This window comes from Pseudoalteromonas sp. S4492, from assembly GCF_005886115.1.
Classification (GTDB): domain Bacteria; phylum Pseudomonadota; class Gammaproteobacteria; order Enterobacterales; family Alteromonadaceae; genus Pseudoalteromonas; species Pseudoalteromonas gelatinilytica.
Genome location: NZ_PNCP01000045.1, coordinates 14,846 through 27,208, shown reverse-complemented (window position 1 = coordinate 27,208; position 12,363 = coordinate 14,846). Strand labels below are relative to the sequence as shown.

Annotated in this window: 12 protein-coding genes; 1 reads left to right on the top strand and 11 read right to left on the bottom strand. The window is 39.5% G+C overall.

Translation table 11 applies throughout. From position 1 onward, the window contains the following. Positions 1 to 38: 38 nt before the first annotated feature. The 7 genes from CWC28_RS15360 to CWC28_RS15330 all read right to left on the bottom strand — a co-directional run bounded on the left by CWC28_RS15360 (position 39) and on the right by CWC28_RS15330 (position 8,291). Positions 39 to 725 (bottom strand): GntR family transcriptional regulator, encoded by a 687-nt coding sequence (locus CWC28_RS15360; RefSeq protein WP_138625378.1) that lies wholly within the window; start codon positions 723 to 725, stop codon positions 39 to 41. Positions 726 to 789: 64 nt separating this feature from the next. After that, on the bottom strand, positions 790 to 1,350 hold the full coding sequence (locus CWC28_RS15355; protein ID WP_138625377.1) for an HD domain-containing protein: 561 nt from the start codon (positions 1,348 to 1,350) through the stop codon (positions 790 to 792). Between the two features lie 12 nt (positions 1,351 to 1,362). Continuing rightward, positions 1,363 to 2,757 (bottom strand): FAD-dependent oxidoreductase, encoded by a 1,395-nt coding sequence (locus CWC28_RS15350; protein WP_063704860.1) that lies wholly within the window; start codon positions 2,755 to 2,757, stop codon positions 1,363 to 1,365. Then, positions 2,757 to 3,566 carry a phosphonoacetaldehyde hydrolase gene (gene phnX / locus CWC28_RS15345; protein ID WP_138625376.1) on the bottom strand — a complete coding sequence of 270 codons (810 nt, stop codon included), beginning with the start codon at positions 3,564 to 3,566 and terminating at the stop codon, positions 2,757 to 2,759. The genes CWC28_RS15350 and phnX overlap by 1 nt, the downstream gene beginning before the upstream one ends. A 20-nt stretch (positions 3,567 to 3,586) precedes the next feature. Further along, positions 3,587 to 4,891 (bottom strand): DUF5690 family protein, encoded by a 1,305-nt coding sequence (locus CWC28_RS15340; RefSeq protein WP_138625375.1) that lies wholly within the window; start codon positions 4,889 to 4,891, stop codon positions 3,587 to 3,589. Positions 4,892 to 4,939: 48 nt separating this feature from the next. Next, positions 4,940 to 7,753, bottom strand: coding sequence for a TonB-dependent receptor (locus CWC28_RS15335; RefSeq protein ID WP_138625374.1), 2,814 nt, complete (start codon positions 7,751 to 7,753; stop codon positions 4,940 to 4,942). Between the two features lie 139 nt (positions 7,754 to 7,892). Next, entirely contained in the window at positions 7,893 to 8,291 is a 399-nt protein-coding gene (locus tag CWC28_RS15330; protein WP_138625373.1) for an ExbD/TolR family protein, read from the bottom strand. 290 nt (positions 8,292 to 8,581) lie between these two features. Here CWC28_RS15330 and CWC28_RS15325 point away from each other — a divergent pair, with 290 nt between their 5' ends. Further along, positions 8,582 to 9,559, top strand: coding sequence for a catalase family peroxidase (locus tag CWC28_RS15325; protein ID WP_138625372.1), 978 nt, complete (start codon positions 8,582 to 8,584; stop codon positions 9,557 to 9,559). Between the two features lie 247 nt (positions 9,560 to 9,806). Here CWC28_RS15325 and CWC28_RS15320 read toward each other — a convergent pair whose 3' ends face one another. From CWC28_RS15320 to CWC28_RS15305, 4 genes are all read right to left on the bottom strand, one after another. After that, positions 9,807 to 10,421 carry a type II secretion system protein GspG gene (locus CWC28_RS15320; RefSeq protein WP_138625371.1) on the bottom strand — a complete coding sequence of 205 codons (615 nt, stop codon included), beginning with the start codon at positions 10,419 to 10,421 and terminating at the stop codon, positions 9,807 to 9,809. A 109-nt stretch (positions 10,422 to 10,530) separates the two neighbouring features. Continuing rightward, positions 10,531 to 11,019 (bottom strand): hypothetical protein, encoded by a 489-nt coding sequence (locus tag CWC28_RS15315; RefSeq protein WP_138625370.1) that lies wholly within the window; start codon positions 11,017 to 11,019, stop codon positions 10,531 to 10,533. Positions 11,020 to 11,309: 290 nt separating this feature from the next. After that, positions 11,310 to 11,660 carry a hypothetical protein gene (locus CWC28_RS15310; protein WP_105180920.1) on the bottom strand — a complete coding sequence of 117 codons (351 nt, stop codon included), beginning with the start codon at positions 11,658 to 11,660 and terminating at the stop codon, positions 11,310 to 11,312. 109 nt (positions 11,661 to 11,769) lie between these two features. Continuing rightward, positions 11,770 to 12,300: a hypothetical protein gene (locus CWC28_RS15305; protein ID WP_138625369.1), complete on the bottom strand. Its 531-nt coding sequence runs from the start codon at positions 12,298 to 12,300 to the stop codon at positions 11,770 to 11,772. Positions 12,301 to 12,363: the final 63 nt, after the last annotated feature.

Genomic DNA, 12,363 nt, shown 5'->3' with positions numbered 1-12,363 from the left:
AAGGCTTTGTTTAACAAAGCCTTTTTTCATATATTACCTTAGTGACCTTCGACAGTCATTTCAATGGCATTATGCAACCAATACTCAATATTGTAATCCACTAAATTGCCAAGCTCATCAAAGCGTTTACGAATAACTTTTAAACAGGGTGTACCACTATTTTTTTGCAATACCTGTGCTACATCGTCAGGAAGGACAGTAACACTAATAGCGCACTGCTCATTGACTACATTTGTTGCGTATTGATTTGCCATTATTTGTGTTATCGAGCCATTTAGATTGTGCTCAGCAAGGCCATCAAAACGCACAGCATCACAAAAAATATCTTCAAACATCACTAAGCGCTCATCAAGGCTGCGGGCACGTTGCAAATGATGCAAAGTTGATGCAGAAAATTCTGCTTTTAAATCATGATTGCTAATTTCTTGATGGCTTATCACTTGGGTATCAGCAACAAAGCCTTGTTGTTTTGCAAGTTCATAAAAGTTTACTTTAGTGGCAGGGTTCCACTTAAGTTTTGTTGGTGTTACAAACCAACCACGGCGCGTTTGGCTATAGATCAATCCTTCAGCTTCTAAACGAAGTAGCGCCTCACGGACTGTAATACGGGTAGAGTTAAATTGTTCTTGTAACAAACGCTCAGAAGGGAGTTTGTCACCCGTGTTCAGAGTCCCTTCGCTTAGTAATTGATGTATGTAATTTCTGATTTGTTGATATAAAAGCATACCGTGCCTTTTTGCTAAATACAGCTTTAGCTTAACTGATAATAAAGGGATTTATAACGTTTGATTATGAAATTAAATAGTTATCTAAGTAATTTAGCCAAAAAGAAAGTGGTTCAATATGCATATTTGGATCTTTTGCACAGTCGTCAAGTTCTCTTAATTGTAAAATTTCTTCAAAATATGGCTGGGCTGCAAATTGATTAGCTTGTTGTAACGACAAAGGGCCACCTTGTTGTTGCAAGGTGAGTGTACTGGCAGGCGAAAGTGTTTGCTCATAACCAGCATTCTTTGCGACTAAATAGCGTTTAGCTTGAACATGTTGAGAAACCATGGCAACGACAGCAGCATTAAAGTTATTTTCTTTTAAAAAAATTGCGCCAAGCTCGCAGTGATTCACATATCCTTGCTTGGTCATCGTGAGATTTTTCTGCTGTGCGATTAAATGCCCAATATCATGTAAAAATGCAGCAACGACAGTATCAGCGCTTAATTTTTGCTGCAATGCAAGCCCAGCGCACTGGGCTGCATGAGAATACTGAGTACAAATTTCGTCATAGTGTTGGTAACCAAACTGCTCAAATAAATAACGGATCTGTGTAATTGTTGGTTGGTGTGTAATGGTCATCTTAAAAAAGCTCTACGATTTCATATCAACTTTTCCTGCGCTGCCTATGAAGCTGGCAAGATACGTATCTATTTGATTTACATGGGTGTTGTTGTCTTCTGCTCGTTCTTTACGACGAATTGCATTACGAATTAGGTAAGCGCCGACAGTTCGAAAGGGCTCAACTACAAAGTTGTCTAATGCTTGATTTACAAGGCCACAGTGTTGCCAAACAGGTGCATTTTTTAAGATTAAAGCGCACAGAATATTAGCCCCTAAAAAAGACTGTACGACGCCATTACCAGAATAACCCCCGGCGTAGATAACGTTTGCTTGATTATTCAAATGTCCAAAAAACGGGAAGCCAGTGACACTTCGGTCAGAAGGGCCTGTCCAAGTTCGATCAATTTCAAAATTATGGTTAGGGAAAAAGTGTGATAAAGAGTTATTTAATAGCGTTTGATAGCGACTCGGCTGCTCAAATTTATCACTCATTCTGTTTGCGAAGCTAAAATAATTTCCGCCTTTGCCTAGCATTAATCGACCATCAGTAGTGGTGCGGTAATAGTTTACAAAAATACGGGAGTCTATTATTGCAGCGCCATGATTGAGACTTAAATGCGCAAGGGTTTCAGGCATCGGTTTAGTAATTGCCATATCGCTTGAAACCAGCACGATATTGCGTTGAAACTGCGGTTTTAGGGTAGGGAGCCACGCATTAACGGCAAATACAAGATGATTAGCACAAATATTACCTTGGTTTGTTTCAACATTTAGAGGGGACTGTCCGCTATGTGCTTTGTACTGGCACTGTTCAATAATTTTAACGCCTAAACTTTCAGCGACCTGTTTTAAACCACGAACTAATTTTGCCGGCTGAATACTACCACCATGAGGTGAATAATGACCGCTAATATTGGCGGCTGACCCTGTATTGATGAGTGTTTGAGTATCACAGTGTTGCCACGCATTAAGATTATTATCCTCAAGCATTTTTATTGCGGGGGTTAACAAGTGCTTTTGTGCTTCATTTGAGGCGGTGTAATAACAGCCATCAATTCGACAATCGCAGTCGATACCGTGCTGACGAACAAACTCTGCAATTTGATGAACCGCTGACTCAGACTCTTTGACTAAAAACAGTGCCTTTTCGAGACCAACTAACTTACTTAAACTGGGCAGCTTAGTTGACCAAGTTAACATTGCACCGCCATTTCTCCCTGATGCGCCTTGCCCGCAAAAGCCTTTTTCAATGATGGTAACTTTTAAATTAGCTTGTTGCTGCTTGAGTTTGATAGCAGTCCAAAGACCAGTAAAGCCACCACCTATGATACATACATCGCAATGGTGCTTTGTAGGTAATGAAAGAGGAAGCGCATAGGCTTCCTCTTGCATTGCGTTATCAAACCAAAAAGGTTGAAACTGCATTATGGGCGCTCCCCTCGGCTTAGCTTGGCATCAATCTCCATCAAAACAGTTTCAATATCAGCCAGCGAGTCAACCACGAAATGCGCACCTGCAGAGTACAAGCTTTGGTAAGCTTGACGTGTCAGTTGCTGCTTTTGTTCAGCACTACAAGCTTGCCACTCTTGTTCTGTTAAGCCGACAGCATTACCGCTTAATGCGAGGCCAATTGTCCACATTCCGGCATTCAAACCTTCTTCGATGCCGGGGGCAGAATCATCAATTTTTATACAGTTAGCGACTTTTTTAATGCCTAAAGCATTTACATTTTCAAGAGCCATCCAAGGGCCAGGGCGAGAGCCGGCTTTAAGGTCATCACTTGCTACCCAATGATCCGGTTGATAACCATAGTCTGCAGCGGCACTGACTAACACTTCCATAACTTGGCGAGGGTATCCCGAACAACTGCCTACTTTGATGTTTTGCTGTTTTAAGCGATTGATCACTTCAAGCGCACCAGGAATAGGCATTGCTCTGTCTGCTACTTTTGCCTTTTGCAATGGCATGAAAGTTTGATAGATGTGATCAATATCTGAGTCTGACATTGCTCGGCCAAACTGTGAGTGCCAGCGTGAAGCAACTGACTCCAATTTTCCAAGTGTGGCAATGTGATCCCATTTTCCCATACCCATTGGAATACGCGCTTCTGCAAGTGAAATCTCAAAGTCATAAGCTTGTTTAAATGCTTCAACAAAAATGGTGGTAGGGGCAACTGAGCCATAATCCACGACAGTTCCAGCCCAATCTAAAATGATAGCTTCTATGTTTTTCATAAGATTCTCTTTTAATTGTTTCAGGTAACAACCTGTTTTGAGTGATGAGTTCGAATAGGGGATAAACGTACTGTGAAATAACACAGTGAACATGCAACTAAAGCGGCGGCTACAATGCCAACTAAGTAACAAGCGTTAATAAAGAAGTTAAGCCAACTGAGCTCAGGCATCGCAAACGTTTTGTACAGTAAGATACTGACAGAGCCAAGATAGCCAGCAGAATCAGCAAGATAGATTAAAAAACCTGCATTAGCGACAGAGCCAACGGCTGAAATCATTCGGTCAAATAGAAAACAGTTATACGGGATGTAACTGATATAGAGACCTGAGCCAAGTAAAACCATCCACGCTTTTGCGGATATTATGTTAGCTTCGAAAGCAAAGGTACTCGACAATAACAAAGCGGCACCGAATAAAATAAAGCCGTGATTGACATAAAATGCGGTTTTGTTGTTTTTTACCAAAACCATCGCACCTAATGCGATAAGGACAATAAATGACATTCTTATCCCCGCGTAGGCGAAAATGGCAGGTTCTTCACCATGGCCAAGAGCTTGCCAAATTTCAGCTGCAAAATTGTCACGGAAATCACGGAAACCAGTAAACAGCATAAAGCTTAAAATGAGGCAGCTAATACCAAACCAATATTGTTTAAAAAATTGCCAACGTGCTTTGCCATCCATAGGTAAGCGTTTTTGTCTTGCTTGTTCGTCCTCTGCTGTTGGTTCTGGAATGAGGGTTAAGCATTTAACACTAAACAATAGCAGCGGGAAAAATAGCGCACCTGTCGCTGCAGGCATCCATAGCTCAGGTACATTTAGTGTATCAATAAGCCATTTGCCTACACTGCGAACAAGGCCTGATGCCAATATAAATGTGACACTCAAAATTGCGCCTAGAATTTCACTGGTTTTTCTTCCTTCAAGAAAGCTAAAAACAAGTCCCCAAATCATGCCTAGTGAGAGGCCATTAAAAAATAGCCAAATAACATTTAACCCAATCGGAGTGATAGCAAATAACACCAGCGATATTTCTGCAGCGGCAATAAGGCCAATAATTGTTAAACCTCGTTGCTGATGCTGCATCTCTGAAATAACTTTTATGCCAATAAATTTAGCGCATAAATAGCCAAAAACTTGCGCCAAAATCAGTGCAATTTTAAAGCTTACCTGCCAACTCGGATCGTCGAATTCAGTGTAACTATTTGCAGTGAATGGCTTACGAAATGCGTACATAGAAAAGTAAGTGAGAAATGCAGCACTGGCTGCAAATAACACAAAACCGGTTCCTTGGGCACGTTTAAGCCAATTAGGGTGTGAAAACATTAGGTATCCTTTGCGGGGCAATGGCCCCGCATACAACTCAAAAACTGATTAGAACTGATAATTAAAGCCAACCATGCCGCGTACACCGTAGTACTCTACTTGTAGAGGACGGCTTTCATCGCCTAGGTAGTATTTAAGAGGCTCGTTGGTTAAGTTATTCAGTTCGAGGTAGACTAATGCGTTTTCGTTAAGCTGATATGACGTCGTAAAATCAACGCTTGTATTGTCGCCATAATAGCTGTCAAATTGTTTGCTGCTGCCATGCTCTTCAATGTATTCACCTTTGAAGTTAACGGCTAATCGAGCTGCAAAATGTGTGTTATCGTAATACACCGTAAAGTTGTAGAGACTATCTGCTTGGCGAGGAATTGAGACTTTGTCTGCGCGACCAGGAATCGTCATTTCTGAATCCATGAAGGTCGCATTAGCCATGATGCCAAAGTTATCTAGTTCAGGTGTAATAAAACCTAAATCACGATTAAACGCCACCTCGAGGCCTGCAAGCCATGCGCTATCACCATTTTCAGGGCGAATAATATTAACCCCAGTGTTATTGCCGAACTCTCCTATAGAGCTACTTTGAAAAATAGGATCGGTAATATCTTTATAAAATACCCCCAGAGAAACTAACCCTAAGCGGTCAAAGAAATATTCAGCCATTAAGTCGACATTATTTGAATAAGTCGGCTCTAAATTTGGGTTACCAGAAGTTAATTCGTTGTCTGCTTCTAAGTAAGTCGCCCCTGGCGTTAATGAGCCAAAGTCAGGACGAGCAAAAGAGCGAGTTAATGCGAGTCGATAATTGGTTTGGCTGTTAGGGTGGTAGGTTAAATGCAATGCAGGTAACACAGACAAGTAGTCATTGTTTGCTTTAACGCTTTCGACTTTATCTTCATCTGCAAGGTAAATATAACCGTCAACTTCGGTGTCTGTTTGAGTTAAACGAAGACCTGTTAGCATTTCCCAATTAGCGTTAATGGTATATGTTGCCATACCATATAAAGATGCATGTTGTTCATTAACATCAAAGTTTCTGCCAAGCGCTCCACCATTTTCGATTAAAGCAGATTCACTCTTATCAAGGACAAACTTGTCTTTATTGTTATTCCAAAAATTTGCTAAGTCATCAGTACTTGCAACTTGCGAAAACTGACTTTGATAATCGTAAGAAAGCTCGCTTAAATAGTCACTTCGGCCCGGTTGGTCCGCTAATGTAAAATCACTCAGAGTAGGGGCTGCGCCATAGTTTTCAGTATCCCATGCATAAAATTCATCGCTGAACCTAGCAACGCGTTCTTTATCGCGATATTTTGCACCTACTTTAACAATAAGGTCGCTATTGAGCTGCCACTCAAAGTCTAAAGCGGCAACAATTTTATCTTTTTCATTCACCTTAATTTTATATAGTTCGACCCACGATAAGCCCATTTGGCTTGGATCAAACGAAAAGCCACTTGGTAGGTGAGTACTGATTTGGTCCCATGGATCTGAGCCACCATCAATCGTGTTATAAGCGTAGTTTTTGCCTGTATCTCTGTCTTCAAGGCCTTCGTAACCGACATTTTTTTGGTCAAATCGAACTACAAAATAACTGTTATCTTCGCTGTTAGGCGTGTTGCCATACCTAAATTCGTTTTCATAGCTAGATAAAGACCAATTTAATGTTTTGTCGTAACCAAAGAAATGCTCACCAGCAAACTCAAAGCCAGTCATTTCTGTTATGAGCTCATTTCTTATATGTTGTAGTTCTGCTCTGTCTTTATCAAAACGCATACGATGCTTATAGTGCGTTTCATCGTCGATTAGTGTGCCGTACATGGCACTCGCACTAATATTGCCTTGTTCAAGCTGGTATTCAACAGAACCATTTAAACCGTAAGTTTCACGAGTTCCGGTGTAATCTCTTAGCTCTAAACGATAAATTCCTAAACCATCATTTCCTCGACGTGGTTCAAAGTTATCTGTTGCCCAGTCGCGTTGCCAAGCTGTTGCGTTAATTAAAAAACCTAATTTGTCATCTAAGATACGATCGCCATAAAGTAAGTTGGCAGAGTAGTTATTTCCATCAGCTAGTTCATTTTGACCGAGTGCTAAATTGACATTAAATACAAAATCATCAGGTGCTTTTTTGGTTATAAAGTTAACGTTACCACCAATAGCATCTCCCTCCATTTCTGGTGTTAATGCTTTTGATACCTCAACAAATTCAATAAGCTCACTCGGGAAAAAGTCAAACGCAGTGGCGCGGCTGGTGGTTTCTTCTTCTGCAGTTGGTAATCGGTTGCCATTGATTGTTGCAGAGCTCCACTGGGCAGGTAAGCCGCGAACAGCAACAAATCGGCCTTCGCCTTGATCGCGTTCTATAGAAACACCAGGGATGCGTTGAACTGCTTCAGCAGCGTTACGGTCTGGCAACTTACCGATGCCATCAGCCGAAATAACATTTTTAATATTTTTAGCATTTTTTTGGCTATTGGCCGCAGCCATTTCACCACGTTGAATTTGACCAACAGCAACGACTTCTTCAATGGTGTTAGCTGAATTATCCATCACAATAGGAGACAGTAATTTAACTTCATTGTTGCTTATCTCAACATCCACAATCTGGCTGCTATAACCCATATACGAAACTTCAAGTTGGTAGCGACCTGCATCTAATTTAGCAAGCTCAAACTTACCATCATAATCAGTCACTGTTGATTGATTTGTGCCAACGACTTTAACCAAAGCACCTGGCAAGCGATTACTATGATCTGTGATAGAGCCTTGAATTTTTGCATCAGTGGCAAAAGCGCTATGCGCTGATAAAAATGGGTAGCTGCACAAAAAAACAGCTGTGCTGAGTGTACGTCGTTTAATCATCTGTTGAGCCTCTTATTTTTAAATTTATCTGGACTAGACCAGATTTGTTGCAGACAATAATAGAGAGGCTTTTTTACAAAGATGTGACGGTTTTTTATTTTTAATATTAAAAAAGGGTCAAATGACCCTTTTAGGTAAGTTATAGAGACGTGCTTATAGAAATTGGCACATCTTGATATTGTTTTATTTTATCAAGCAAGGTGACCAAGGTTTTGTGGCTGCTTTGCTCACTTGCTTTTACTTGCACATTGGTCATTTCAAACTGTGCGGCAAATAACGCAAGGTTAGCGATTATCTGCTCTGGTGTGATAAGCCGGTTTGCAAAGTAAATACTGTCGTTTTCAGTAATAGTAAATTGCGCTTGTTTTTTAGGGTTTTCAAGACTTGGTTTTGCTAAAGGGCGATTGACTTCAATAGCGCGCTCTTTAACAAATGAGGTTGTGACGATAAAAAATATCAGCAAGATAAACACAATATCGAGCATAGGGGTCATATCTACATCAGCGTTTGCAGTGGTTTTTTTATGTTGTTTCACCATAATTAGGTCCTTGTTGTTTTTGACCAAGCCACAAAATTTACGATTAAGTGGACTAGCCATAGTCGTGATTAATACCACGGATTATTTTTAAAATGCTGGGCGCCACAGCAGTTTTTAGGATCCTAAATTTAAAGTTAGCAGCTTTTAAAAAAATGGTAGTTAAATAAATATTCTAAGTTTATTAAATGTTTGTAGCGTTTTTGTTGGTAAAAATATTTATTAGCTTTGATGAAATGATTTTCAGGTTAGTCTGGTCATTTTTGTTGGAACTAAGTTTAAAGGATGGATAAATGCTAAAAATTAAGCCTTTAGTTTGTGCTATGTACCTTGTTTTACCAACAGCAAGTTTTGCTGAGCAACCAGTAAACGGGCAAGATTTTATTAATTTATTTGAAAAGCTTTCAGGAAAGCAGCCCGGTATCAGAAAAGGTCACGCCAAAGGGGTGTGCGCTGTCGGCACATTTACACCTAATCAAGCAGCAAAGCAGTATTCAATTAGCCCTTTATTTAACGCACCGTCAAAAGCAAATATTCGTTTTTCTATGGGCGGTGGTAACCCTCACGCTGATGAAACATCACGTGCCCCACGAGGAATGGGGGTGCAGTTTGTGCTAGAAAATGGTGATGTACACAATATTGCAGGGCTAAGTACGCCAGTGTTTGCAGGCAACAGCCCAGAAGCGTTTTTTGGTTTGCTAAGTACCTTATTACCTGACGAGAAAACAGGGCAAATTGATTTTGCAAAAGTAAAAGCATACAGAGAGCAAAACCCGAGTACCTTAGGGCAATTTAATTGGCTACAAAGCCATAACCCGCCAGCATCGTATGTGTCTTCGCGTTATTTTGGTGTGCATACCTTTTACATGGTTGATGAAAAGGGTGCTAAGCATGCCTTTAGATGGACCATGGTGCCAGAAGAGCCAGAGCAGGTGCTAACAGAAGAGCAAATGAAAACCTTCCCTAAATCATTTTTGGCTAAGCGACTTGAAGAAGATTTAGCAAAAGGGAAGGTGCATTATCGTTTTCAAGCACAATTAGCCGAGCCCGGTGATGCATTAACTGACCCTTCAGTTCGTTGGCCTGCGGATCGCAAAACAATTAATTTAGGGAAGCTCACCATAGAATCGACAGGTGAGTCAGGCTGCGATCTTACTAATTATGACCCAAACCTGTTGTCTAAAGGCTTTATACCAAGTGATGACAAAGTACTTAAATTACGCTCAACAGCCTATGCAATTTCATTTGCGAAGCGTTTAACGGGGCAATAAATCTTAAGTATCTCTGTCAGGTCTGATTAAAAGGAATTGTTCAAACCTGATCGGCGCATATGTGCCAGAAGCAAACTGTCGGATAAACTCGTTTTTGGACATAAACACGTTTGAGTATTTAATCAGTAACGCCCTAAGCAGCGGTGAGTAGCAGTGGCGGGCTTTTTGCCCGCGGAGCGGGTGAGAAAAAAGCGCGACAATGATACGAATCCGACTGACTTGGCTTGTTAGGCAATAATTCACTTAGTTAAAGAGTGCTTGGTACAATTACAGCCAATAATACCGCTACAATAAGGTAACAAAATACTCCCAAATGGTAGCCAAACAGTGACTTTTTAATTGAATTTACTTTTTTGTAAGCTAAATAAACACCAAAAATGTAAGGTGGAATACCCACTCCAAAGCCAATTATTAGCAGCAAAAAAACAATCTTGAGAGGACCATTTTGTTTTTTTAACCCGCATTTAAGATCATCCCAGTTCCCACATCCCCTATTTACACCAGTACCTCCAGGAAGGCCATCTTTCCCATTTGTCCATATGTCAAAGCCCTCTGGATTGTTTTTACCTGGTACAAGATATAAATAGTCTCGTCCCCAAGGATCTAGAGGTAATTTACTGATAAGTTTTTCTTTTTTACAAGGACAATTTTTACTAACAAATACTTCCTGACTTAGTAAATATAAGCCTTGTTCATTAGTTGGAAAACTGCCAAATTCACTATGATAAAGCTCAACGGCTTGAGACAAAACTTCTATGTCTAGATAAGCTTCTTCTTCAGGCGATAGTTCCCTGCTCGAACTCTTTGCAAGACCTGAAATTAAAGTCATAAAAATTAATGCCATAACTTTAATTTTTTGCATAAAAGTTACCTTATTGCCTAACGCCTTACTGATGGGCGCATAAATGCTTGGCTAAAATTAGCGACAGAGGAGCGCAAGCCAAGCGTTTTGCGTCCTTTTGAGTAACTTGTTAGCTAGCACCTGCGAGTTTTTTTAATGTAACTCCCATGCTTTTTCCAGTTTGATTCATCAATTCACGATAGGAAGAACTTTCTCGGTCATTTATTTCTTTTGCTCGCTGTAACTCAGATTCTACCTGTTGCTTAATCCTCAGGTACTGTTCGGGATATAGTTCTTTATACTGTTCCAAGATAATTAAACCGCTATTAATTAGCCCCTCACTTTCTCCTGGCTCATAATAGGATGCATGGAGACTATCTTCATTAATAAACTTTTTAATAGCCTCTCTCAACTCTTGCTGTTTTTTCTGTCTAACCAATTCAGGCTTTGTAGATTCATAATATTGGAATGAAAAGTAGCTTGAGCAACCTGCTAATAACAACACAAAAATTAAGGAAATTCTTAGACCCCATGTTTCTGAAATTTTCCAACAAAAATATAAGGAAATTAATGATGCGATAGAGCCTGCTGCTCCTAAAATACTTCCGAAAGGTTCCAATGTATCCCTCTATGCTTGCTAACATGTTTATAGCGAGCTAATCGCGCGTTTTTCTACCACAACGTAGCTCGTTTTTCTTATTAGATTATTTTTAACAAACTTGCTAACTAATTGCCAGTGTCATTAAAATTTAGGAGTTCTCTCTTTTACCTCAGGATAAAAACGAGCGATTGGGTCGTTTTCTTGACTATGCAAGCAATATACTTTGAAGAGATAAAAGCAATTGTGAACGGCCGATGTTTGCTCTTTTAAAATTCGCCTAAACACGTCTTGGGGCAAGTGTTTGTTAGCTATACACATTCCATTCTGTAGCTCAAAGTTAAATTAGTTATGCTATCCGAGTTTGCAATGTAACGAATAATAGCTTTTTCGCTGTACCAGTCACCAGACCATTTAAATCTGAACTCACCATCTAGAGTTTCAGATTTATACGCTTCACCGTTTAGCATCAAATGTATAACGGAAGAACCGGTAGAGTTTCCATAGCCTTCTATCTTAATCGCTATAACTTTATCTCCACAAGTACTCGTTAATGTAAAAGTTTGAGATTTTGTTAAATTCTTGTAATTGATTGTAGAAACTTGATAATTATTACTACAAGCTATTAAACCAACCAATAAAAAATAGACTAAAACTCTCATTCGATTACACCATATAGCTAACGCCGCGATAAACGGCAAAAAGTAGTTGCAAAATTTGTGATGCACGAACAAAGCCAACTGTTTTTGTCCGCACTTTTAATTTACCTTGTTAGGTGTATGTATTCCAAATTAGAGTAAACAAAACAAAAATTGAAAATGTTGCATACGAGACGATACCTAACCAAAAACAACCGGGTGATTCACTGCGCTTAACAGTTATTGCTTTAATTTCTATTTCTCCAGTTTTTACTGCATGAATGCAATAAACAAGTAAAAATGGGCTTAAAAATAAAAACACTATAAAAGCTACGAAGTCACCGACCCCCTCGGATTGTGGTGTAAACACAAATGCCAAGAAAGTAAAAATACAACCTAAAAGAAAAATAGTTTTCAAAAGCCGCGAGGTATTTAACCTTAAGTTAGTTATTGCTTTGATTACAACGTTATCATCGTTTTTAACAGAACTTGTTGGTGACTTACATTTAGAACTAGTTTTTGGAGAAATACCTTTATTTCTATTGTCTATTTCTTTAAGTACAATTTGATACCTATGATGATATTTATCCCGATCAATATGCTCTAAAACATCTAAAAGTTCCTCATGAGTATATTGAGAATAATTTGGTTCAGAAGTAAACACCAAGTACACCTAACATGTTTATAGCGAGCTAAATGCGCGTTTTTCTTATTGGTTTATTTTTAA

Excerpts from the sequence above, each read along its gene's own strand:
- CWC28_RS15360 (WP_138625378.1), bottom strand. The coding sequence starts at position 725 with ATGCTTTTATATCAACAAATCAGAAATTACATACATCAATTACTAAGC.
- CWC28_RS15355 (WP_138625377.1), bottom strand. The coding sequence starts at position 1,350 with ATGACCATTACACACCAACCAACAATTACACAGATCCGTTATTTATTT.
- CWC28_RS15350 (WP_063704860.1), bottom strand. The coding sequence starts at position 2,757 with ATGCAGTTTCAACCTTTTTGGTTTGATAACGCAATGCAAGAGGAAGCC.
- phnX (WP_138625376.1), bottom strand. The coding sequence starts at position 3,566 with ATGAAAAACATAGAAGCTATCATTTTAGATTGGGCTGGAACTGTCGTG.
- CWC28_RS15340 (WP_138625375.1), bottom strand. The coding sequence starts at position 4,891 with ATGTTTTCACACCCTAATTGGCTTAAACGTGCCCAAGGAACCGGTTTT.
- CWC28_RS15335 (WP_138625374.1), bottom strand. The coding sequence starts at position 7,753 with ATGATTAAACGACGTACACTCAGCACAGCTGTTTTTTTGTGCAGCTAC.
- CWC28_RS15330 (WP_138625373.1), bottom strand. The coding sequence starts at position 8,291 with ATGGTGAAACAACATAAAAAAACCACTGCAAACGCTGATGTAGATATG.
- CWC28_RS15325 (WP_138625372.1), top strand. The coding sequence starts at position 8,582 with ATGCTAAAAATTAAGCCTTTAGTTTGTGCTATGTACCTTGTTTTACCA.
- CWC28_RS15320 (WP_138625371.1), bottom strand. The coding sequence starts at position 10,421 with ATGCAAAAAATTAAAGTTATGGCATTAATTTTTATGACTTTAATTTCA.
- CWC28_RS15310 (WP_105180920.1), bottom strand. The coding sequence starts at position 11,660 with ATGAGAGTTTTAGTCTATTTTTTATTGGTTGGTTTAATAGCTTGTAGT.